The sequence below is a fragment of the Mesorhizobium sp. CA13 genome (genome assembly GCF_020165235.1).
Taxonomy (GTDB): Bacteria; Pseudomonadota; Alphaproteobacteria; order Rhizobiales; family Rhizobiaceae; genus Mesorhizobium.
The window spans coordinates 1-22,387 of the sequence record NZ_JAIUHS010000016.1 but is presented as its reverse complement, the minus strand read 5'-3'; the positions used below and the strand labels follow the sequence as shown (position 1 = coordinate 22,387).

Here is a 22,387-nt window from a genome sequence, read left to right as displayed (position 1 = left end):
CGCGATCGGGTCGGCGCGCATCTCGACGCATCTCGCCCTTACAGACGAGATTAGCGCCGCCGCCTCAACAAGAGGCATTCTTGTGCTCGCTAAATTGTCCTTGGACCGGAACAAACGGCTCTGGCGCTTGTTGAATGACACCCATTCAACAAGGAACCTATTGATGAAACACCGCCTTCTAATGACAGCGCTGTCTACCTGCGCGGTCCTGACATTTGCCGCGTCCTCCTACGCCGCCGATAAAGCTCAGGAGTTCGTCGACAAGGCCGCCGCCGGCGGCATGTTCGAGGTCGAGTCGAGCAAGATCGCACAAGGCAAGGCCCAGGATCAGGCAGTCAAAGACTTCGCCCAGAAGATGATCAACGATCATGGCGCGGCGAACGCCAAGCTCGAGACAATCGCCGGCGAGCAGAAGCTGAAGGTACCCGCCGAGACGGACGCCGCGCACAAGAGCGACCTCGACGCCCTGAACACCGGCAAGGACTCGTTCGACAAGTCTTACGTGCAGATGCAGCGCGACGCACATGTCGACGCTGTGAAGCTGTTCGAAGGCTACGCCAAGGACGGCGATAATGCTCAGCTCAAGACATTCGCGCAGGAGACATTGCCGACGCTCAAGATGCATCAGGAAATGATCGAAAAGATCGCATCCGGGACCAACGACAAGTCTTCCGGCACGAGTTCGACGACGCCCGCGGTGTCGACGAGCGACACCAATAACCCGGCGGCGCCCGTACCTGGCGCCAACAGCTTCACCGAAGCGCAGGCGAAATCGCGCATTCAGGATGCCGGCTTCTCCAATGTCAGCGCGCTGACGAAGGACGACAAAGGCATCTGGCGTGGCACTGCCGAGAAAGACGGAAAGCAAGTGACCGTAGCGCTTGATTTCCAAGGCAACGTGGTTGCCGGAGCTCAATAACCGAACTCAGAAATGGAGTGAAACAATGACCACAGTCACCGGACTTTTCGATGACTATCAGGACGCCTCCGACGCCGTGAGCGAATTGGAAGCGATTGGCGTGCCGCGAGACGACATCAGCATCGTGGCCAATAATTCCGACAATTGGTATCGGCAGGACGAGACTTCAGAAGCCGGTGAAGATGCCGCCACAGGTGCGGGCCTGGGAGCGGTCGTCGGCGGCGCGGGCGGGCTCCTCACCGGGCTCGGGATCATGGCCATACCTGGCGTCGGACCCGTGGTGGCGGCCGGCTGGCTCGCTGCGACAGCGGCCGGCGCGGTGGGTGGCGCCGTGGTCGGCGGAGCAGCCGGCGGGATCATCGGGGCACTTACAGAATCCGGCGTCTCGGAACGGGATGCACATGTTTATGCCGAGAGCGTTCGCCGCGGCGGCAGTCTGGTGACTGCCAAAGTCGACGATCGGCTGGCGGGCGAGGCTGAGCGCATTCTGCGCGGCGGGCGTTCGGTCAATCTCGATGAACGGCGTAGCAGTTACGAGGCTGCCGGATGGACTGGATTCGACGCCAGCGCAGAGCCTTTTGACGACATCGAGGCGGAACGCGATCGCGTTCGCCGAACCACACCGCTTTGAGAAATGCGGCCCCGCCGAAGTCTCGACGGGGCCTTTTCTTCTCCGGCGGCAGGAGCGAGGCACCTAAGCACCCTGTTTGGCTTCACTCTGGGACGATTTCGGCGACGCATCGACGGGTCGATGTGCGTTGGAAAATCGAGGATCGTTTGAGGTTCTGCAAGGCGCTGCGGAAACTGCTCGAGATTCCAAGTGCCGCTCCGTTCCGCCGCCCGCTGAGACCTGCTGCTGAGATCGGCCAATTCGGCTTCCATGGTCGCCAATTGCACGGCATCGATGCCGGGGAATTGTTGCCGCGGCCTTGAAGGATCGGCACGCAGGGATTGCGGCGTGAGAATTATGAAGTCCCGCGCGGTGTTGAGCTTCACCCTCCCAGCGCAATCATCCGCTTCGCGATCTCAACAGGAACGACCTGTCGAAGCAGACCGAAGATTTTGAGCAGGACGACGCAATCGCTTAGAAGGTCGAGGGCTGCCGGGCAGATTCCTCCGGGAAGCCGCCGGTTCATCAGGTCGAAGTCGTCCGGCTTTGCAGGCGCTGTCCTGTATTCGAATACTTACCCTCGACCCGATCCAACAGGGGCTCTGGCGCAACGGCCTTCAGCCGTCAGCAAGTCTCAAACCTCTATGGCCAGCAACTGCCGGAACGTCTCCACGACGACGTCCAAGCCGCTCGCGTGCTGCGGCAGCTTGGCGAATGAAAAAATCGGAGATCTTCATTTCGCTTTTTCAAGCTCTCTCGCCAGGCTCATGCAGTTGACGGTCGACGGCCGCTTCGCTTCGGTTGGGCCACAAAGCCTGCGCCCGGCGCTTACTGGCGGCCCAGTGCGGCCGTGTTAAGTGTTGCGCGATCTTTCCAAGACGGGGAGTCCCCACCGATGGTCTGGGCCACAGAAAAGCGAACTCTAATTAATCCCGGCCTCCGAGCAGGATTTTCGAACGGCCGATCCGGGCCGAAATGGGGACAGCGGCTTTTTGTGTCCAATAAGAAAGAGGTCGGCCGAGGCGACAGCTGCAGAACGTTCGGCTTGTTCCGTCAACTTGCTGCCAGAAAGACGTTTTCGACCTGCCAATCGGCGGAACCGACGGGGGAGATTGCCGTTCTCTCATGCCAATCAGGAGCGCTCAATGTTCAACCCATGGGTCGATCTCTCTCTTTCGATACTGGAAGCGCAGCAAGTGATGTGGCTTCGAGGTATGCGAATTGCTAGTGGCGGCAAAGCGGCTGAACGGGAAGCCAAGTTGATGATCAGTGAAAAAATCGAGGCTGCCGGCCGCGCAACCATGATGCTCGCCATGGGTGCGCCAGCAGACAAGCTAGCAAGTTACTATGGCGGCAAGATCAGGGCCAATAGAAAGCGGCTGTTGCGGTCGCCTGCTTGACCTAGCAGCTTGCGATCCGCCACAATGCAGTCGACCAGTTTGCTATCTGACCAGTGGCTTGCTCAGGCACCGCGACGTAGGTTCTCGCGCCACCAGACCTCCAGGGTTCGTTTTCAATATGAACGACGGGACCGAGGAGAACGGGGCGTTCGGTGAGACGGCGTTACCGAGCAACGCCGCTGGGCTGCGAGGCCCTGAACGAGGCCAGACTGAGGGTGCGTGAGCTTTTCAGGGAAATACTCCCGTTATCACATTCGGGAAAGTCGGCTGGGAATACGCACCGTTGAGTCAGAATGAAGCAGCTGAAGTCAGCGAGGCCGCATCTGAGGCGAAACCCACAACCGGCTCGCCCAGCGAGGTCTTCGGGGTCTTCCTCAAGCTCGGCCTGACTTCCTTCGGCGGCCCCATTGCGCATCTCGGCTATTTCCGCGACGAACTGGTGGTGCGGCGCAAGTGGATCGACGAGGCCGGCTACGCCGATGTCGTGGCGCTCTGTCAGTTTCTGCCTGGACCGGCTTCGAGCCAGGTTGGCTTCTCGCTAGGCCTCCTGCGCGGCAACGGTATTCTCGGCGGGCTTGCCGCTTGGTTCGCATTCACCATGCCGTCCGCGGTCATCCTGTTTGCCTTCGCGCTAGGCACGTCTGGCTTCGTGGAGCCGATTGCGGAGGGGTTCTTACATGGGCTCAAACTGGTAGCCGTTGCGGTCGTAGCGCAGGCGATTTGGGGCATGGCGAAAAATCTCACGCCGGACAAGGAACGCGCCGGCATCGCGATTGCGGCCACATTCGTCGTTGTCTTCATCGGCGGGTCATTCGGTCAGATTGGCGCGATCGTGCTCGGCGCCGTCGCCGGGCTCGGGCTCTGCCGTGGGGAAGTGCGCGCGCTAAGCGGTCATCTCAGCTTTCCGGTATCGCGCCGGGGTGGCGCGATTGCACTTATTATATTCGCGGCTCTCTTCGTGCTTCCGCCCCTTCTGGCGAACGCAACCGGTCATCAGGCCGTCGCTCTGTTCAATGCCTTGTACCGCTCGGGGGCTCTGGTGTTCGGCGGCGGGCACGTCGTTCTGCCGCTGCTGCAGACGCAGGTCGTGACGCCCGGGTGGGTGGCGGACGAAACCTTCCTCGCGGGCTATGGCCTGGCGCAGGCTGTTCCCGGACCACTCTTCACCTTTGCCGCCTATCTCGGTGCGGTCATGGCGCCGGCGCCCAATGGGCTTGTTGGTGCGGGCATAAGCGCCATCTTCCTTCCGGGTCTATTGCTCGTCTACGGCATGCTGCCTTTCTGGGACGCGTTGCGGCAGCGGTCGACGGCGCAGGCCGCCATGCGCGGCACGAATGCCGCCGTTGTCGGCATTCTCGGCGCCGCACTATATAGTCCGGTCTGGACGAGCGCGGTTCTGTCGCCGCGGGATTTCGCGCTCGCGCTTACCGGATTTCTGCTGCTCATCGTCTGGAAGGCACCGCCGTGGATCATTGTGCTGTTGCTGGCCGCGGGAGGGGCGCTGCTGCAATCCGTCCCAAGCTGACCCCCCAATGCGGCTTTAGCTACCTTTGAGACGTTGCGCTTTTGAGTAGCGCCAGCGATCGCGTTTGCTTGCATTCTGGCGTTCATGAAGCAACCGCGGGTGTTCGGCCTCATGCCGGTGACCAAAGGCCCGGCAAACTCGGGTCGGATGCGTCGGCGTTGGAAAGCGGAACGCCCTTGCGATCCAGCACGTTCAGTTTCCCAACCATCTGGTCTAGGCCCGGGCTGTAACCGGTCGCGGCGATAACGATGTCCGGATAGACGGAAGCCCCGCTATCTAGGATGACAGCCTCTCCAGCAAACTTCCTGATCTCTGGCAAAACAATGATATTGCCGTTTTTGATAGCCCGTACTGCCCCGTCGTCGGTGGCAATCGGAGGCCAGACGGGTGGCGCCGCCAGACGGAGTGGCACGCTATCCGGAGTTGCCTGCGCTCGCAACCAGCACTTTTTTCCCGTCGTAGTCCCCAGCCTTGCCAAAGTCGGCTGAGTGAACAATGCGTGCTGACGGTGCCGTCTACAGCCGACATGCGGAACTCGGATACATAGTCCGATTCAATACCGTGCCTGGGATTCGGTTCCATGCGCAGCATCCCGCGCCGGCGACCGTCGGCGCGCTAAGGAAGAACGGCGTATAAGCCGCAGTCCTGCGCGCGGCCGCAACAGCGGACCGTTGTCGCGCGCAGGACGGAGGAAATTCGCCCCCGCCGCGGGGCGGTGAACGGGACAGCCGTAGGAGCGTCAGCATAGCGCCGGCCGAGGACGGGACGCGGGACCGACTGTCCCCGTCCGCGGTGGTCCGCATATTTTTGCGTCGAAGCCGACCGGCGGAGATCGCGCACTTCCGGCTCTCGACAGTTCGGCCGCTGATCGCGATCGGAGTGTCCAAGCCAGAGCCGAGTTGGCTGCACGAAATCGATGAGGTCTTGCACCCCTTCACCCCTCAATTGCGTGGCAGCTTATGAATTTCCAGCCTGACAGGCCCTCCCCTGTCACAACTTGTGCAAAAGAGCGCTCGCTCGACCGAACTGAATAGAGCGCCTTTTCCATAGCGTTCAATGAGGCCGGCAGGCTTTACCGTTGCATAGTGGGAACAGGATCTGCACCAGGCCCGCAGCACATGCCACTCGCGAAGATCGCCGAGCGCCACATCCAGGGCAGCGTGAATGCTGCCATCGATGATGGCCTGCGGTGGGATTTTGACCTCGCCTGGTGTCAGGATTTTCTCCATCACATGCCGACTGTTGTAGTGGATCAGCAACATGCCCGGCCGGCGTCGGATGGCGGCCTGCCAGGCTGCTTGGCTGACCGTTGAATCGGGGGAACGCGAAATGGTTTCTGACAAAGCCTGCTCCTCGCGATCCCAGACCTCGATCCGAAAATTGTCTTCCGCCGTTTTCGCCATAGCTTCGCCGGCCAGCGCGATTGACGCCGAGCCATGGTCCTTTGCTGCTCCAGATTACGCTGAAATAAGGAACATATTCCTCTCTCGTCAAGGGCACGCTTGACTCTTTGTTCTCATTTTGTTCACATTTGCAGGAACTAGAGCCATAGGAGGCGAACCATGGAACTTCGCTTGAACATCGAGGACGCAACACCTCAGGAGCTCGCACGTGGCATCGCGGCAGCCGAAGCCGTGTTTGCACGCGCCGGCATTACGGCTTTGCAAGGTGCGGAAGGACTATTTGCGTTGGAAGGCTGGGATATCAAAGGCTTTCCAGAAGACGACAAGCCTACCGAGGACGAGGACCGAGCCGCCACAGTTTGGTTGGAAGCCGACGCGGCTGCGGCTGCTGCATGTTGTGCGGGCTGGCCGGAGCACAAAGTTCCGCACCATCAGGTCATGGAGCTGATCAACGTCCCCCGCACGAAGCTGCAAGCCGAGGCGATTCCAGACACCTGGCCGGAGCGGAAGCAACTCTATCCTGACGTCGTCAAGCGGCTGGAGATCACGACCGGCCCGGATCGCCAGATCGATTTCGATATTGCCTTCGTTCTCGGTTGGGTTCCCGAGCGGCCGACGCTGGATAGGGTTGAGCCGCTTTCGGAAGATGGTGACCGTATCCCCTTCTTCACCAGCGACCTTGCCCAGGTCGAAGAGATGGCTCGCAAGGCGCTCAAGGACTGGACGATCGAGATCGACCGAGATCCCTGTGATGCCCACGTTTTCGACCCGTCGGCCAGCGATGACGATGATGAATTGCGCATGGCGGCATGGCGTGACTTCGATGGCTCCTTGCATATGAAGAAGCCGCCGGCAAATCCTGCAATCGCGCTGACGCTCGCAATGATGCGCGGCCAGTCCATGCATTTCGACTAGTGGTCAAACGCGGTCGGGGCTCACCAACGCCATCGGTCTTCGACCGCGACTGGCCACACCAGGTTGCGTTGCCGGATGACCTCTGCACCGAGCGAAACTTCACCATGGTCGCGGAGTTCTGCCAGGAACGAGGGCTTCGACATCAGACGCGGCATGTGCAGGCAATATGGCCGAATGGCAAATATGAAACCTATCGGCTTCATTGCTTCAGCGATGCCGCATCTGCAGAGGCGTTTCTGATCACTTCCAAGGGCTGACGTTCGATCCGAGGCGAGATCGAGAGCATGGAAAGGTGCGGGGCGTCTGGCGCCGCACGGGCGAATACACGCCAGTTCTCGATCTCGGTCCGCTCAGCGTGCCGGAGTTATTGCGCAGTTAAGTCACGAGCTTTCGGGGCGAACTGTCTCCACCGAGAGCGATCCGGCTGGAAGCGGCCGCAGCAGTTCAGCCTCAGGCTTTGTCAGATTGATCCAGGCCGCCCAATTCTCCGGCTGAAGGACCACAACCTGCCGATTGTGATAGGGCGCGACATCCGGTCCGGGATCGATCGTCAGCATGGTGAAGGTGGGTGGCTTGTTGCCGACTGCCTCACGCCAAGCCCCGCGACAGCCATGAACGGCGAGCGGTTGAGCGTGAAGCGATGTTTCGCTTTCGGATATTTCGTGCCTGTGAACTCCAAGAACGCGGACGCCGGAATGAGGCAGCGTTTGCTGTTTCCGAATTGCCGGCCTTCGGAGCGGAAGTTGAACACAGGCCCGCCCTTTGGTCCGGTGGGTGGAAATCCGAACGTCATCGATGCCAGTTCGATCGTGTCACCAGCGGCACGCATTATTGGCGCCGGGTCATTTATGTGGACGTCATCCGCCTGGGGCAAATCAAGTTCGGTTTGGTGGCTCGGGATTCTGAGCGCCAGTGACGCCATCATCCGGCAATATTCAGCCCAGAGTACATGCTGTTCGTAATCGTTACACATGGAGACTCCGGGCCTGGGCGCCTGTTTACAGTAGGGCTATCGGCGCACGATCAAAACCGGATCGACGCTCACTGAACGTATCCCGCTCAGCGAATGTCCGCCTCCTTTGCGGCCTCAACGAAGGCTCTGCGGGCGTCGCGGATTTCTTTCAGGGCCCTAAAGCACGCCAAGGCAGGCTTTGCGGGCAGCGACATGCTTCTTCCCGGTTGTCGCCGGCCATCGGTTCAGCAAGATGTCCGCTGCCTGGGCTACTCGGTCCATGGTGTAGACGGTGTTCCTCGACCTGCCGAGCGCAACATGCACAGGCTTTTCAAATCGCTGGTCTTGCACGCAACTCTCCCGAACTCGAACGCGACTCAATTCGAGATGAAGCAATAGGTTCCCGGTTTAGTGCGAGCCGAAGAAGCTGTGACCTCTGCCTTCGGAGGGTCCGCCACGTCGGGAGTAACCGAGTGCCGATGAACACACGATTCTCACATCGTTTGTAAGCTGCGCCGGGAGGCGCCCGCTACAGCCGTGCGCCGCTGCAGTCGGTCGATGCTGGCGATGCTGGCGATGCTGGCGACATAATGCGTGGCTTGCTCGACCCACAAGGCTATGCGGGCGTTGAGAGTTTCTAGACAAGCAGAAAAGCGACAGTCGCCTTGCCCCCCACCACGCTCAACATGGATTTAAGGGTCTTACATTTAGTTAAACATATGAATGGCTATCCACGCATGTCGAGCCATGCTGCTCTCAGGCAGGGTGTGTGCCACGACCGCGCGTTAAGCATGTAACGAGGCGTGAGGACGGAGGCGCAAACGTTAGTCGACCTTGGGTGATGATCCCTTTACCTAGCCCGGATGCATCGCATCCCGATATCAGTTGCCATCGCGGCGTCGCTGCTATGCGGCCTCGCGGTAGCTTGGGCCGTCGCCTCTTCAGCTGGCGGGCGAGTCTCCCCTACGGGAAGTGCAGCTCAGATTCGCCCTGACCCACTGCTTGCGCAGCAATCTCTCCCGTGAGAAGTCCTAAGCCGCTAGCGCTACCACCGACCTGAAGTGGCAAATTTCCGTCTCTCGATCAGTCCATGCCACTTAGCTCCCGGCCAAGACCTGCAGCCTGTCGAGCGCCGCTGCCAGACCTTTTAGCGAAACAGGCAGGGTCAGCTCTTTTTGGTCAGCACTTTTGACCTTGATCTTCAGCGCCGTGCCCGCACGCAGGCTGGCGACGGCCTGAGCCTCGAAGCTGAGCGGCACCACGCAACCCGCGGGCACACACGTGGAGAATCGCAATGGTTCTCCTGCTTGTCCATCGTCAATCTGCAGCGACGCGCCTGAATCGAGCTGAAGTCCAAAAGGCAGGACCAAATTGCCAGAGACGACATCGCCCTCCCCCTTGCGCAATTCGACCGCCAATACGCGCTGTCCATTCTGCTGTGATTGCTGCTGCGAGACCACGCAGACGATTTTGGGGCTACCTTGACAGTTGAGATTCCAGTCCTGATACGCCTCCTGCAGTGATGAAGCACCGCCCGGCAGGGTGCTTTCCTGAGCGGATGCCGATGCGGTTAGTGATATCAACGCTGCCGCTGCATAGATTAGTTTGGGAATACGCAAGCCAGTGCCTTTCTTTAGAACGACAGCCCCGAAGGAGCTGTCACATGACGGCATGCCGAACCTCGGCTACCACTTCAGGCTGAAGCCGAGCTTGGCGCCGATTGAGTTGCTGTCGCTGAAGTCTTTCAGACTCGACTTCGCGAAGGCCTCGCCGGAGACGGCGTAGCGATCGTCGTCCCAGGAGAGCGATCCGCCGAGACCGAGGCCGCCCCACAGCGGCTGGTCGTGCTCGTGCAGCGCCGTGCCCGAGACATCGACATCGTTGCCGTCGAGGAAATCGTAGTAAAGATTGGCGATGCCGTAGAGATGCGAGCGGCTTGCCTTGCCCTGGGCGCCGGTCCAGGCGTCCTCAAAGTCGAGCGACAGTCCGGCGCGGCCGATCAAGGCCTCGCTGCGGCTCAGCGACACCGACGCGTCGAATGGATCGGTGAAACCGTCGAAGCGCACCGACGAATAGGAAAGCTGCGCCTGCGGCGTCAGCGTCCATCTGCCTTGCAGGGCGATCTTCTGGCCGGCCTCTACGCTCAGCGCATAGCCAAAGCCGTTGTTGCCCTTGGCAAGCTCGCTGCCCAGCGTGGCCGACTTGAGATCGCTGTCATACCAGGTCACCTGAGCCTGGCCGTCGGTGTAGAAGCCATTGTCGCCATACCAGGTCAGCGTGCCGCCGAAGCCATAGCCGGTGGCCTGGATGGAGCCGACGCCGTAGATCGACGAGATGTCGGAAGAGGCTGTCCCGTAATGGAAGGTGAGGCCGCCGAGCAAAATGCCGGTGGCGTCCTCGTAGATCAGCCCGTCGACTCCCGTCTCCAGCTTCCATGTCGTCACGTCATAGTCCGATACGGTCGTGGCGCTCTGAGGGCTCTGCTTTGCATGCGCCCCCTCGATGCGGGCCCAGATCGCGCTTTGCGTCGGCACGCTGCCGATCTCGTCGGCGCCCTGGGCGGCACCTGTCCAGGAGCGGTTGCCGACGCGCTGCTGCAGCGTGCCAACTTCGTTCAGGCTTTGCAGCACGCCGGGATAGGCTTCATAGATCGGCACGGCCGGCGAATAGAGCGGTCCCTGTGGACCGGTCGGGGTGGTCAACGCCGAGCGCAGATACCAGTCTCCGTCGACGGGCGTGCTGACGCCGTTCTGGTAAAGCCGGTAGGCATAGGCGCCACCGACCACCGCCTGATCGCCCTGGAAGACATAGTCGCCGGCAAGCGTGAAGGTGCCGGCCGACGTGCCGCCGACATCGACGATCTTGATGCCCTCGGCGGTCTGGGCCCCTGTCCCTCCGACATTGGCGACGGCAAGAATCCCGGTGCCCGATGTGTTGCCATTCACCACAAGCTTGTCCGTCGTCGAAGCATCGCCGTCGAGTGCGGCATTGAGGAAGATGGTTCCGCCATTGCCGGTGTAGTCGCCATTGACAGTTAGCGTCGTTCCCGGCGCCGTGCCCAACCGCACCGAGCCGGCATTGCCGAGCGAAGCGACGGCCTGGTTGAAGCCGCCGAGATCAAGCGTCGCGCCGGAAGCGACCGTGAAGGCCGAGGCCGAACTCAGCACACTCGCCGCGCCCGCTGCCAGCGTGCCCTGCTGAACCGAGGTCGGGCCTGCATAGGCGCTGGCGCCGTTCAGAAGAAGCGTTCCCGCCCCAGCCTTGGTCAAGGAACCAGCGCCGGTGAGGCCGCCATCGAAGGTCAGGCTTGTGGCGGCGTCCGTCGCGACGGTCCCCGAACCGGTCAAACTCACCGCTCGCGAGGTGGCGAAGCTTGCAGTTGTGTGCAGTGTGCCGCCGTTGAAGTCGAGCGCGCTCGCCGCGTCCCCCAGATTGGCGTCGGCCGAGACCTGCAGCGTGCCGCCATTGATTGCGGTGCCGCCCGTGTAGCTGTTGGTGCCGGTCAGCACCAAAGTGCCCAGGTCCGACTTTACCAGTTGCGCGTCACCGGAAAGAGCGGAGGCGATCGTCGCGGTCATCCCCGCGCCCGCCGCCGTGCCGTCACCGACGACGATGCTGCTGGACGGGCCGATGAGCTCGATCCCGTCGCCCTGGATGACATAGCCGTTGGTCATGAACTGCATGCCGGAGGCAGTCACCTGGCCCAGGCTGCCGTCCGCCGTCACCGTGCCCGCCTGGCCGGCAAAGATCGCGAAGGAGGAGTCGGCGAACGGTGCGTTGATCGTGCCGGTCTCGTTGGTCCAGTTGTCGTTGCCGGCCGAGGCCTGCCAGACGCCGTCGCCGCCATTGACCGCGCCATTGTTCTTCGGGCCGGCACTGCCGTCCCAATAGTTGAAGGTGAGCCCTTGCGTGTTGACCAGGTTCACCTGGTGATCGATCGAGGTCTGGATCGAATAGCCCGATGACGGGATCGCCCCGACCACGAGGCCGTTGTTGGTCAGCGTGCCATCATAGCTGAAGACGCGGTAGACGCCCGGCCCGAACGTGCCGCCGGCGCTGACGCTGACATTAAGCGTGCCGTCGAGCGCGAGATTGCCGCCGACCGTGGTCAGGTCGTTGAGTGCCCCGCCGGCGACACCCGCCTCGCCGAAGGCATAGTTGAGGGTCGAGCCGCTGGAGAGGTTGAGGTTGCCGCCGATCGCCAGCGTGCCTGGAGCGCCATCGGCCGAGCCGGGCGAGAGCGTCGCGCCGTCGGCGACGGTGACGTCGCCGCCGATGCTGCCCTTGCCGCCGATTGTCGCGCCGCTTGCGGCCGAAACCGCACCGGTGGCCGCGCCGTTGTCGCCATCGACATAGAGCCCGCCGGCTGTCACCGTGGTCGGCCCGGCATAGCTGTTGGTGCCGGTGAGCGAGAGCGCTCCGGCCCCAGTCTTGGTAAGGCCGCCGGCACCCGTGATCGGGCCCGACAGAGTGAGGTTCGCATCGGTCTGGAATGTGCCCGTACCCGAGGCCAGGGTGGCACTCCGCGCGGAGGTGAAGGCCGCGGTGGTCCTCAAGGTCGTGCCGTCGGCCAGGCTCAAGCCGCCGGCCGCGTCGCCCAGATTGGCGTCGGCCGCAACCTGCAGCGTGCCGCCATTGATGGCCGTGCCACCGCTGTAGCTGTTGGCTCCGTCAAGCACCAGCGTGCCAAGGTCGGTCTTCACCAATTGAGCCGCGCCGGTGAGGTTCGCGTAGAGGCCTGTTATGTAAGCAGCGCCGGCAAGGGTTCCATCGCCGACGCGGATGGTCGACTGCGGACCGACCAACTGGATCGCCTGCCCCTGGACCACATAGCCGCTGGTGGCGAACTGCATGCCTGCCGCCTGGACCTGGCCATTGGTGTTGTCGACGGTGACCAGGCCTGAGGTCCCGGCAAAGATGGCAAAGCTGCCATTGGAGAACGCGGCATTCAGGTTGCCGTCGGAACCGGTCCAGTTGTCGTCTCCGGCGGCCCGCCAGGTGCCGTCTCCGCCGTTCACGACATCATTGCTCTTCGGCCCGGCGTTGCCGTCCCAGAAATTGAGCGTCTGCCCGCTGATATCGACGAGGTTGACCTGGCCCGCGACCGAGGTCTGCACCACGTGGCTCGGCGATGTCGTGTCCAGCACGTTGTCGGTCAGCGTGCCGTCATAGCTGATGACCCGGTAGATGCCCGGCCCGAAATTGCCACCCGGCGCCTCCGTCACATTGATCGTGCCGTCGAGCGTCAGATCGCCGTGCACGACGGTAAGGTCGTTATAGGCGCCGCCGACCACGCCCGCCTGGCCGAACGAGTAGTCGAGGTTCGAACCATCCGCCAGGTCGAGGCCGCCCATGATGGTGAGCGTGCCGGGGGTAGCGCCGATGCCGCCGGGAGCCAGCCTGCCCCCGGCGTCGACGAAGACATCGCCGCCGCTAGTGCCATTGCCGCCAAGCGTGCCGAAATTGACGTTGGTCAATCCGGTAGCAGCGCTCTGGTCGCCATTGATGTAGAGCCCGCCGCCGCCGACAATCAGCGTGGTGCCGGCATAGCTGTTGTTGGCCGTGAGCACGGTGTTGCCGGTGCCGTCCTGGGTCACGCCGCCGTTGCCGGAGATCGTGCCGTTGAACGTATAGAGGTCGGAGCGGTTGAAGCTGAGCGTGCCGTTGTCGACAACGTCACCCAGGATGGAACCCGTCGTGCCGCCCGTGCCCAGCAACAGGATGCCGCCCGCAATAGTCGTCCCACCAGCATAGCTGTTGTCGGCGCCGAGGAACAGGGCGCCTGTGCCGGCCTTGGTGAGCGCGCCTGCGCCATCAACAGTTCCTTCCCACTGCAGGGCGCTGTCGGCCTGGAACGTTCCGCCGCCCGCCTGAAGCGTCGCGTTGCGGCCCGTCACGATGCTGGCCGCGCCCTGCTGGTAGAGCGCGCCGCCATCGAAGGTGATCTTGCCGGTCGCGTTGCCCAGATTGGCATCGGCCGTGATCTGGACCGTCCCGTCATTGATGAAAGTACCGCCCTGGTAGCTGTTGGTGCCGGCCAGGATGAGCGTGCCGGCGCCTTCCTTGGTCAGCGCGCCGGCGCCGCCGACCGTGCCGGTCAGCGTCAGATTCGTCAGATTGTCCGTGTCGAAAGCGCCGCCGCCGGCGCCGATCGTGACGCCGCGTGCCGAAGCGAAGCTAGCTGTGGTGTTGAGCGTGCCGCTGTCGAGCGAGAGGCCACCGGCCGCGGCGCCGAGATTGGCATCGGCGGAGACTTGGAGCGTCCCGCCATTGATCGCCGTGCCGCCGCTGTAGCTGTTGGTCCCCGCCAGCACCAGCGTGCCGAGATCGGTCTTCACCAATTGGCTGCTGCCCGTCAGATCGGAAGCGATGGTGGCGACATAGGCCGCGCCTGCCGCCGTGCCGTCGCCGACGCGGATGATCGACTGGAGACCTGCCTGCGCGGGATCGTCGACCAGCACGATGGAATTGCCTTGCACCGCATAGCTGTCAGTGGCGAACTGCATGCCCGTGGCCTGGACCTGGCCGCCAGTGTTGTCGACCGTCACCATGCCGGCAGCGCCCTGGAAAATCGCGAAGCTGGCATTGGCGAACGGCGCCGCGAAGAGGCCGGTCGCGTCCGTCCAGTTCTGGTCGCCCGTGGCGCGCCAGGTGCCGTCGCCGCCGTTGACAGCACCGTTCGAATGCGGACCCAGTTCGCCGTCCCAATAGCTCAAGGTCAACCCAGTCGAGTTGACGAGATTGACTTGCTTGTCCACCGCCGTCTGCACGAAATAGTTCGGGTCCGAGACGTTGAGCCCGTTGTCGGCGAGCGAACCTCCATAGTTGAAGATGCGGTAAACGCCGGGGCCGAACGTGCCGCCGGGGCTCTGCGTCACGTTGAGCGTGCCGTCGAGCGTCAGGTTGCCGCCGATATCGATCAGGTCGTTGAACGCGCCGCCGGGGATGTTCGCTTGGCCGAAATCGACGTTGAGGTTGGAATTGCCAAGCGCGAGATTGCCGTTGATCGTCAGCGCGCCGGGCACGCTGCCAGCGTCACCGGGGCTGAGCGTGCCGCCATCGGCGACCGTGACGCTGCCGCCGATCGTGCCGGTGCCGCCCAGCGTCGCGCCGCTGGCGACACTGGTCTGCCCGGTGGCACCAGCCTGATTGCCGTTGACGAGGAGCGTGCCGGCATTGACGTTGGTCGCCCCGGTGTAGCTGTTGGTACCGGTCAAAGTGGTGGTGCCGGTGCCGAGCTTGTTCACAGCGCCGGTGCCGGAGATTGCGCCGGCAAAGCTGTAGGCGCTGTTCAGATTGAAGGCGAGCGTGCCGTTGTTGACCACTGTTGGCGTGGTGAGAGAACCTGCCGTCGCGCCATTGCCGATCTGGAGCGTTCCCTGCGTTACTGTCGTGCCTGCGCTGTAGCTGTGATTGCCCGTCAGTGTGAGGGTGGCGGTGCCTTGCTTGTCCAGGCTCTCGAAACCGGCAATCTGGGCGCCGTCGAGCGTACGGTTAAGTGTGGTGCTCACCTGAAGTGAATCGGTGCCGGCACCGCCGTCCACCCCGACTCCTGCGATCGTCGCGAAACCGCTCAACAGCAAAGTGTCGCTGCCGCTGCCGAGGTTCAATGCGGCTGCGCCGGTGTTGAGCGAACCGGCGGTGAGATTGACAGTGTTCCCGCCTGCGCCCAGCGTACCGTTGCCGAGCAGCGTGCCGCCAGTGATGTTGATCGTGGCTCCGCCGGTTCCGCCGGCGAACAACGTCTGGGTGCCACCGGCTGCCTGGATAGTTCCACCGCCGACAATGAGCTTCGAGCCGGCGTTCATCGCGATCGTCGGCGTGGTTATGGCAGCGCCCCCTCCGTTGCTCTGCAGTGTGCCAGCGTTAACCGTGATACCTCCGGTGCTCGTCAGCCCACCGTTCACCTGCAGCGTGCCGGCGTTAACGTTGGTGGTGCCGCCGATGGTGTTGCCGGCCGAGGTCAGCACCGTGGTGCCGGTGCCGATCTGCGCGATATTGCCAAGGCCGCTCAGCGTTCCCGTGAAATTGAAGGGGTCGCTTCGATTGAAGGAGAGCGTGGAAGTTGCATTGGCGACGATGACGTTGCCGGCGCCGGCGTTACCGGTGGTGCCGCCATTGCCGATCATCAGGTTCCGTTGTTGACAACGGTGTTGCCGGTGAAGGTGTTGTTGCCCGTCAACGCCCAGGTGCCGCTGTCGTTCTTGGCCAGCGTCGTGGTACCACCGGGCCCGTCGACAATGGTGCCGCCCATGGTGTTGAGGCCGGTATTGGTGCCGCCAAGCGCCAGTGTGCGATTGCCAGAGCCGGTATAAGCGGCCGAGCCCGTATTGCTGAAGACGATTGCACCCGAACCCGAGGATTCGATGAAGCTGGTGCCGGTCGAGAGCGTGAACAGGCGGTCGGTGGTGTCGCCGGTGCCTGTGTAGCGCAGCGTCGAGCCGCTGCCGATCACAAGGTTGGACGCATCCTTGGCCGACATGCCGATAGAGCTTGCCTGGCCGCCATCGGCGAGCTTGTCGACGGCGAGCACCCCACCGCTGATTGTGGTAACGCCGGTATAGGTGCTGCTGGCATTGGTCAGAACCCAGGTACCGGTGCCGGTCTTGGTGAGCGCCGTCTTGCCAGTGCCGTTGTCCGTGATTTGCGCCGCGAGGCTGTTGTTGCCGGTGTTGGTGCCACCCAAGGTCAGGGTGCGAGCGGTGTCCGTACCCAGAAGGGTGATCGCCGCCGTGCTGGTGAAGTTGATCGCGCCAGTGCCCGAGGCGTCGAGGCCACCGCCAGCGGTATCGAGGGTGAACTGACGGTTCGTGCTGCCACCGGTACCGACATAGCCCAATGTGCCGCCATTGAACACGAGATTGCTGGCGGCTGCGCTCGACGCGCCGATCGAGCTGTTGACGCCACCATTGACGAGGCAATCCACCACCAGCGAGCCGCCACTGATGGTCGTAGTGCCCCCATAGCTGTTGTTGCAGCCGGCAAGCCCCTGCCCACCGGCGGCAGTCTTGACAAAGTTGCCGGTGCCGCTGATTGCGCCGCTGAAAGAGAGTCCACCACCGCCATTGATCGTCAGTGTGGCCGTTCCCAAGGTAACGTTGCCGGCTCCGGTCAGGCCAGCCATCGTGTTGCTCAGATCGTTCAGGTCCAGCGTCGCGCCTGCATTTACTGTCGTGCCGCCGGTACCAAAGGCGGTTGTCGAGCCGGCCCGCAACGTGCCGGTGCTTACGATAGTGCCGCCAGTGTAGGTATTGTTGCCGGAGAGCACGAGCGTGCCGGGACCATCTTTCCGCAAGATGCCCCCACCAGTTGCCTGGCCTGTGAATGTCAACGTCGTCGCTGCATTCGCCACGCCGATGGCGCCGATATTGGCCAGCAGCTGGAAGCCGCGGTCGGTTGTTACGTTGCCGCCGGTATAGTTCAGGGCGCCCTGGTTGAAAACAAGATTGGTCGAAGCGCTGCTGGAGGCACCGATGTCGCTCAGCTGGCCCCCATTGGCCAGGCAGCCGACATTCAGGGTGCTGTTGCCCTGCAGGATCGTGGAACCAGCGTAGGTGTTGCCGCAACCACTGAATGTCTGCGCGCCGGAGCCAAGGGTAACTCCGCCGGCAGCAGCACCACTGATCACGCCACTGAACGTGCCGCTGCCGTTGATCGTGAGCCTTGCTGTACCGAGGGTCACGTTGCCTGAGCCGCCGAGCGCCCCGACAGAGTTGCTGTTGTTGGCAAGATCGAGAGTCGCTCCGCCAGCAACGGTCATCGCCCCTGTGCCGAAGGCGCTGGTAGAGCCCGCCCGCAAGATGCCCGTGCTTACCGTCGTGCCGCCGGAATAATCGTTGGTGCCCGACAGCACCAGCGTGCCAGGACCTGTCTTGGTCAGACTGCCTGGCCCGGTCGCGACGCCGCCCAGCGTCAGGGTCGTGGCGGCATTGCTCACGCCGATGCCGCCTGCCGAAGCGAGCGTGAAGCCGCGGTTGCTTGTCGCGATGGCGCCGAGGTAGTCCAGCTTACCGCCGTTCTGCAGGACGAGGCTCGAGGACGCATTGCTGGAGGCACCAATGGAGCTGTTGACGCCGCCATTGGCGAGCGTGGTGACGGCGAGCGTACCGCCATTGACCATGGTGTTGCCGGTATAGCTGTTGTTGCTGCCGGAAAGCGTCAGCGTGCCCGCCCCATCCTTGATGAAGTTGGCGCCGTCCGGGCTGACCACCTGCCCCGAAAAGGTCAGGCTGGCGGCGGCATTGGTGACGGAGATCGTGTCCGAGGTGATGGCCCCGGAGCGGGCGATGGTGAAGCCGCGATCGGTGGACGCAGTTCCGCCGGTATATTCCAGGATTGCGCCCTGGATCGCCAGGTTGGACGCATTGGTCGATGCTGCGCCGATAGCGCTGGCCTGCCCCGCATCGGCGACCGAATTGATGGAGAGCGTGCCTTGCGCCACTGTGGTGGCGCCGGTGTAGGTGTTGCCGCCGGACAGCACCACCTTGCCCGTGCCGGCCTTGGTGAAGCCGATGGCGCCCGTGTTGTCGACGATCGTCGAGGCGATGGTGAAAGTGCCGGTACCGTTCTGCTGGACGCCGAGCACACCGCCACCCAGCGTGCCGGTCATCGAACCGCCGGTGATGGTCTGGTTGGCTGCTCCCACGGAGGGAGCGACGATGATGGTGCCGTCGACACCGAGCGTCTGACCAATGGCGACGTTGACTGTGGAGTTCCCCGCTGCGGTGAATTGCAGGCCGCCGATCTGTACGGTGCTGCCCACCGTGCCAAAATAGGGCGTGTTGGCGGCGCCACCGGCATCGCTGATGATCTCGTTGGCGAGCCAGGTCGAGGCATTGTCCTTGTTGACGTAATCGGCCGTGGTGAAGGCAACGATGTTGCCGCCCTGAACCTTGGCGTAGTCGGTGCCGTTGACGGTGGCCCAGCCGCCCAAAGCGCCGTTCGAATTGCTGGTCGTGATCGCGCCTGTCGTCGGCAACACGAAGTTGGCAAGGCCCCCGGTGCGGCTGATCGTGCCGAGATTGATCGTGGTGGTGCCGCCAGAGCCGGAAGTGGCGCTGACGGTGTTGTTGCCCGTCGTGATGGTCAGGCCACCAAAGCTTTGGACGTTGGTCTCGCCAACTGCACCTTTCACGGTCAGCGTACCGCCGTTCATGACCAGGGCGGATGAAGCGGAGATGATGCCGCTGGTCGGCCCGCCGGCGGGCGAGAAGTCGAGCGCCAGAGTGCCGCCCCCAAGGGTCGTCGTGCCAGTGTAGGTACTGGTGCCGGTGAGCGTCAGAGTGCCAGCGCCGAGCTTGGTCAGGCTTCCACCGGCGCCTGTAATGCTCCCGCCATAAGTATTGCTGACGCCTGTACCGAGATTGAGCGCAAGATTCGCGCTACCGAGCGCCAACGTGCCGCCCGTGCCGGCAATCGACGTCGTCGACATGTTGAACCCGTTGAGATCCAGCGTGCCCCCTGTGGTTGTGATGCCAGTCGTCGTGCCGAACGCCGATGCGCTGCCGGCGCGCAAAGTGCCTCCATTGACGGTGACGGTGCCAGTGCGGGTATTCGCCCCGGTCAGCGCCCAGGTGGCATTGCCGCTGCTGATCAAATTGCCGCTGCCGGAAATAACGCCGGACATCGCATTGTCGGCGCCAGTGAAGGTGCCCCCAAGGGTCAGGTTGCCCGTCAGCGACGTGGCGCCGCTCAGAGTCAGCGCTCCCGTGCCGTCGTTACGGATGGCGCTCGTGCCGCCCAGGGTCAATGTGCGATTACTGCTCGCGCCGGCGCCCGTGTAGCTAACAGTCCCGCCACTGATCGTGATGGCCGTGCCTGCGCCGAGCGAACTGGTCGCGCCGCTATTTGCGAGCACGCCAGCCCTGACGACACCGCCTTCGATGGACGCAGCTCCAGTAAACGTATTGGCATTGCCGAGCGTGATCGCTCCTGAACCGCTGGCAATGAACCTGAATGTGTTGGCGGCCGCGCTGCTGATGACGCCGAGCGCCTGCAAATCGGCGGTGGTGGCACCCAATGCGACAGTGGTTCCGCCCGTGACCGAAATATTGCCGGTCAGCGTCAGCGTGCCGGTACCGGCATTCTGGAGGAAGGCGGTCGGCGCTCCGCCTCCGGTGGTGATCTGCCAGTTGCGGTTCGACGTGTTCCCAGTCCCGGTGTAGTTGAGGGCGGACACTCCTGTGTTGGCCTGAAGGCTGATAGTGTCCCCGGCCCCCAACGCGCTAGCCTGACCGATATTGCGCACCGATGTGAAAGACGCCGCTGCGGCGTTGTTGACGACAAAACTCACCGGCCCAGCAAAGTCATTCGTATCGTCACTCATGCTGATCGAACCGGTGCTACCCACGGCCGCGATCGTAAGTCCACCGACACCAGTGTAATGAGCAGAGCCTGCCCCGGCTCCCTGCACATTCGCCTGACCGGAAAGACTCACTGTCCGTCCGAGAAGCGATCCGCTGGCGCTCAAAGTCGTTCCGGCAGCCATATTTACGACGTTGGTTGCGTTGCCAAGCGCCGCGTTCGAGCCGACGAAGAGTATCCCGCCATTGACGTTCACTGCACCGGTGAAACTGTTTGTGCCGGTCAGGCCCAAGGTGCCGGCGTTGACGGTTACACTGCCCGAGAAAGTGTTGACGCCAGACAGGGTCAACGTGCCCGCACCCGCCTTCGTCAGGCCCGCCGAGCCGGCGATGACCGAATTGATGGTAGCGCTGCCGGCTGCGGTGATTGTCGGCGTGGCGCCACCGAGCGTCAATGTGCTGCCGGTAATGTTGTAACCGTTGACGTTGAAAGTAAGGCTGCCCGCGGTTATTGGTGCGCCGAGCGTGACCGTGCCAGCTGTGCCCTGGAAAATAGCGTTATCCGGGGTGGCACTGTTCCAGGTCGTGAATGGGCCGGCTACATCGTTGCCGGTCGTGTTCCAGGAGGACGTGCTCGTGTCCCATGTTCCTGTTCCACCAATTCCGATGCCGCTGTTGTTCGCGTCCCAGTATAGGTCGGCGGCCCCTGCCCCTCCTGTACCCAGCCCGAACATCAGTGCAACAGGCAGAAGCGCCGCCCGCAAGGCTCGGACCGACGACCGGGCCAACTCGCCAACATGCGAGGCATAGCTCGCCGCCTCGCCCTTCCACTTCGTCATGCGGCCGCCGCGCAGCAAGCGAGATCGCCCATCGCTCGCCTCGGACTTTGATCCGAGCCTCAGTCGCAGCGGCGTCGAATTGCCAAGCGTCTCGTTCATTTAGTCCCCCCGGCGCCAAACTGGCGGGCTCGCGCCTGACGGCACGATTATGGCGCCTGCATTCGAGTTCCATGTGACAGTCTGGAACGGAACCAGCCACCCGACCGGCGATCCAGGTTGATGCCGCAGGCAGCCTTGCGATGAAGCTTGCTCTTGCGGGAAACGGCGACGCGCAGATGGCCGGCCAACTGCCAGCCGGTTTGCGTCCTCAAATCGGAACACGAGTGATCTACAACAGGCTCTTGCATTATTCGGCATACCGAAAGCAATAAGCCGCAGCGCGCTCAACCGAGCCGCGCCGGAGTTGATCCAAATCGTCACTCCCCGTTGCTGGCCTGGTGTGCCCCAGCATCGCCCTCTCCCGAACCGCCCGCTCCTCCGCCACAATGCAGCCCTCTCATCCAAAGGCTGGCGCGGCACTTCAAGGCAGCCGAATCTGCGCTTGAATCAATTCAACAAAGAACATCACACATCAGTCAACTTATAAAGTAATTAATTTCATCGGTTTGGATTTAAAGAACTTAATATAAGCAACCTCGAATATAAGGACTTTATTAAGCAAGCGCGATTGGACCTAGGCTCATTTGAATGACGCGACGTCCATGACCAGCCACTGCAACAAGCAACGCTCGCTCAAGGATTGCCTGCGCCCACGTGGCGGAATAACTTTGTTGGGTTGGTCCGATGAACCGCGCCTAGCGTGCGGGCTGCCACAACAATCCAACGACGAGAAGTGCATGACCGCCACCACCAAACCAGCATCCCTGTCGGACGCTGGGCAGGGGACAGCAAGAACATCTGGTGGACTGCGGGGTCGGGGGTGGATTCGGAAACAGCGGATCGACGACGCTCGAAAGCTCAGGGAACAGATTGCCGAACTTGAACGGGCGTTGATCGCCACCGCAGATGTGGCGAAGCCGCGAAGGCCTTCCGAGATCGGTTTTCAAATTCAGGCGCACAGGTCGCGGCTTCAGCGGCTGGAGCACTGCATCTCTGCCCTGGAGAGAGGTTTTTTGCTGGGGCCGCCGGGGACACCGGGGTTGTTACCCGCGCCAGCGCTGTCCCTCGACGCTAGCAATGTGGAGACCGATCTCCACCAGACAATGCTCGACTACGCTGCTTTGCGAACCCGGCGTCGACACGCAAGTTCCCCTGCTCAGGCCAGCCACCAGCGGGCCCGCCTTTTTACATTGACTTTTCCACCCATCTGCCTTGCTCCCGAAACTCCAGCGAATTGGAGAATCTTAAATTCGATTCCTTGCCCTCAAGACGATCCACCCGGACCAGCAATTCGACCGCATCTCGGCTGCGAGTTCGTGAGGGCCATGGGCATCATCGTTCACCAGGTGATGCCGAGCTTCAGCTTGCCGGAATAGCTCTTCACGTTGCCGGAGAACTCGCCCTGGAAGGCGGCCGCGGCAAA

11 protein-coding genes and 3 pseudogenes are annotated in these 22,387 nt (G+C 62.6%); 6 read left to right on the top strand and 8 right to left on the bottom strand.

All coding sequences use genetic code 11. The features are described from left to right. Positions 1 to 163 precede the first annotated feature (163 nt). From LB566_RS26800 to chrA, 4 genes are all read left to right on the top strand, one after another. Positions 164 to 919, top strand: coding sequence for a DUF4142 domain-containing protein (locus LB566_RS26800; protein ID WP_224629014.1), 756 nt, complete (start codon positions 164 to 166; stop codon positions 917 to 919). A gap of 25 nt (positions 920 to 944) precedes the next feature. Then, positions 945 to 1,550 carry a general stress protein gene (locus tag LB566_RS26795; RefSeq protein WP_140552621.1) on the top strand — a complete coding sequence of 202 codons (606 nt, stop codon included), beginning with the start codon at positions 945 to 947 and terminating at the stop codon, positions 1,548 to 1,550. 1,124 nt (positions 1,551 to 2,674) lie between these two features. After that, the gene (locus LB566_RS26790; RefSeq protein WP_140552623.1) at positions 2,675 to 2,929 is read left to right on the top strand and encodes a hypothetical protein; all 255 of its coding nucleotides are present in this window, start codon (positions 2,675 to 2,677) and stop codon (positions 2,927 to 2,929) included. Positions 2,930 to 3,212: 283 nt separating this feature from the next. After that, the gene (gene chrA / locus LB566_RS26785; protein WP_224628919.1) at positions 3,213 to 4,454 is read left to right on the top strand and encodes a chromate efflux transporter; all 1,242 of its coding nucleotides are present in this window, start codon (positions 3,213 to 3,215) and stop codon (positions 4,452 to 4,454) included. A gap of 109 nt (positions 4,455 to 4,563) precedes the next feature. Here chrA and LB566_RS26780 read toward each other — a convergent pair whose 3' ends face one another. Then, positions 4,564 to 4,866, bottom strand: a complete 303-nt coding sequence (locus LB566_RS26780; protein ID WP_318012878.1) for a hypothetical protein — start codon at positions 4,864 to 4,866, stop codon at positions 4,564 to 4,566. Positions 4,867 to 5,395: 529 nt separating this feature from the next. Then, the gene (locus LB566_RS26775; protein WP_224628918.1) at positions 5,396 to 5,857 is read right to left on the bottom strand and encodes a hypothetical protein; all 462 of its coding nucleotides are present in this window, start codon (positions 5,855 to 5,857) and stop codon (positions 5,396 to 5,398) included. 159 nt (positions 5,858 to 6,016) lie between these two features. Between LB566_RS26775 and LB566_RS26770 the strand changes: the two genes are divergently transcribed. Then, positions 6,017 to 6,772: a hypothetical protein gene (locus LB566_RS26770; RefSeq protein ID WP_140552625.1), complete on the top strand. Its 756-nt coding sequence runs from the start codon at positions 6,017 to 6,019 to the stop codon at positions 6,770 to 6,772. A 455-nt stretch (positions 6,773 to 7,227) separates the two neighbouring features. Here the strand turns inward: LB566_RS26770 and LB566_RS26765 are convergent. The 6 genes and pseudogenes from LB566_RS26765 to LB566_RS30605 all read right to left on the bottom strand — a co-directional run. Beyond that, positions 7,228 to 7,694, bottom strand: a pseudogene (locus LB566_RS26765) (SOS response-associated peptidase family protein); the annotation flags it as partial. A 207-nt stretch (positions 7,695 to 7,901) separates the two neighbouring features. Beyond that, entirely contained in the window at positions 7,902 to 8,006 is a 105-nt protein-coding gene (locus LB566_RS26760; RefSeq protein ID WP_246676217.1) for a DUF982 domain-containing protein, read from the bottom strand. Positions 8,007 to 8,821: 815 nt separating this feature from the next. Continuing rightward, positions 8,822 to 9,343, bottom strand: a complete 522-nt coding sequence (locus LB566_RS26755; RefSeq protein ID WP_224628915.1) for an invasion associated locus B family protein — start codon at positions 9,341 to 9,343, stop codon at positions 8,822 to 8,824. Between the two features lie 66 nt (positions 9,344 to 9,409). After that, complete coding sequence (locus tag LB566_RS26750; RefSeq protein WP_224628913.1) at positions 9,410 to 15,853, bottom strand: autotransporter outer membrane beta-barrel domain-containing protein; 6,444 nt, start codon at positions 15,851 to 15,853, stop codon at positions 9,410 to 9,412. Beyond that, positions 15,853 to 17,244: pseudogene (locus LB566_RS30610) on the bottom strand (beta strand repeat-containing protein); the annotation flags it as partial. The gene LB566_RS26750 and the pseudogene LB566_RS30610, both read right to left, overlap by 1 nt. A 279-nt stretch (positions 17,245 to 17,523) precedes the next feature. Continuing rightward, positions 17,524 to 20,760 (bottom strand): annotated as a pseudogene (locus tag LB566_RS30605) (beta strand repeat-containing protein); the annotation flags it as partial. A gap of 941 nt (positions 20,761 to 21,701) precedes the next feature. Between LB566_RS30605 and LB566_RS26740 the strand changes: the two are divergent. Beyond that, the gene (locus LB566_RS26740; RefSeq protein ID WP_224628900.1) at positions 21,702 to 22,340 is read left to right on the top strand and encodes a hypothetical protein; all 639 of its coding nucleotides are present in this window, start codon (positions 21,702 to 21,704) and stop codon (positions 22,338 to 22,340) included. Positions 22,341 to 22,387: the final 47 nt, after the last annotated feature.

Coding starts and splice junctions, on each gene's coding strand:
- LB566_RS26740 (WP_224628900.1), top strand. CDS start 21,702: ATGACCGCCACCACCAAACCAGCATCCCTGTCGGACGCTGGGCAGGGG.
- LB566_RS26790 (WP_140552623.1), top strand. CDS start 2,675: ATGTTCAACCCATGGGTCGATCTCTCTCTTTCGATACTGGAAGCGCAG.
- LB566_RS26800 (WP_224629014.1), top strand. CDS start 164: ATGAAACACCGCCTTCTAATGACAGCGCTGTCTACCTGCGCGGTCCTG.
- LB566_RS26760 (WP_246676217.1), bottom strand. CDS start 8,006: ATGGACCGAGTAGCCCAGGCAGCGGACATCTTGCTGAACCGATGGCCG.
- LB566_RS26770 (WP_140552625.1), top strand. CDS start 6,017: ATGGAACTTCGCTTGAACATCGAGGACGCAACACCTCAGGAGCTCGCA.
- LB566_RS26750 (WP_224628913.1), bottom strand. CDS start 15,853: ATGATCGGCAATGGCGGCACCACCGGTAACGCCGGCGCCGGCAACGTC.
- LB566_RS26775 (WP_224628918.1), bottom strand. CDS start 5,857: ATGGCGAAAACGGCGGAAGACAATTTTCGGATCGAGGTCTGGGATCGC.
- LB566_RS26795 (WP_140552621.1), top strand. CDS start 945: ATGACCACAGTCACCGGACTTTTCGATGACTATCAGGACGCCTCCGAC.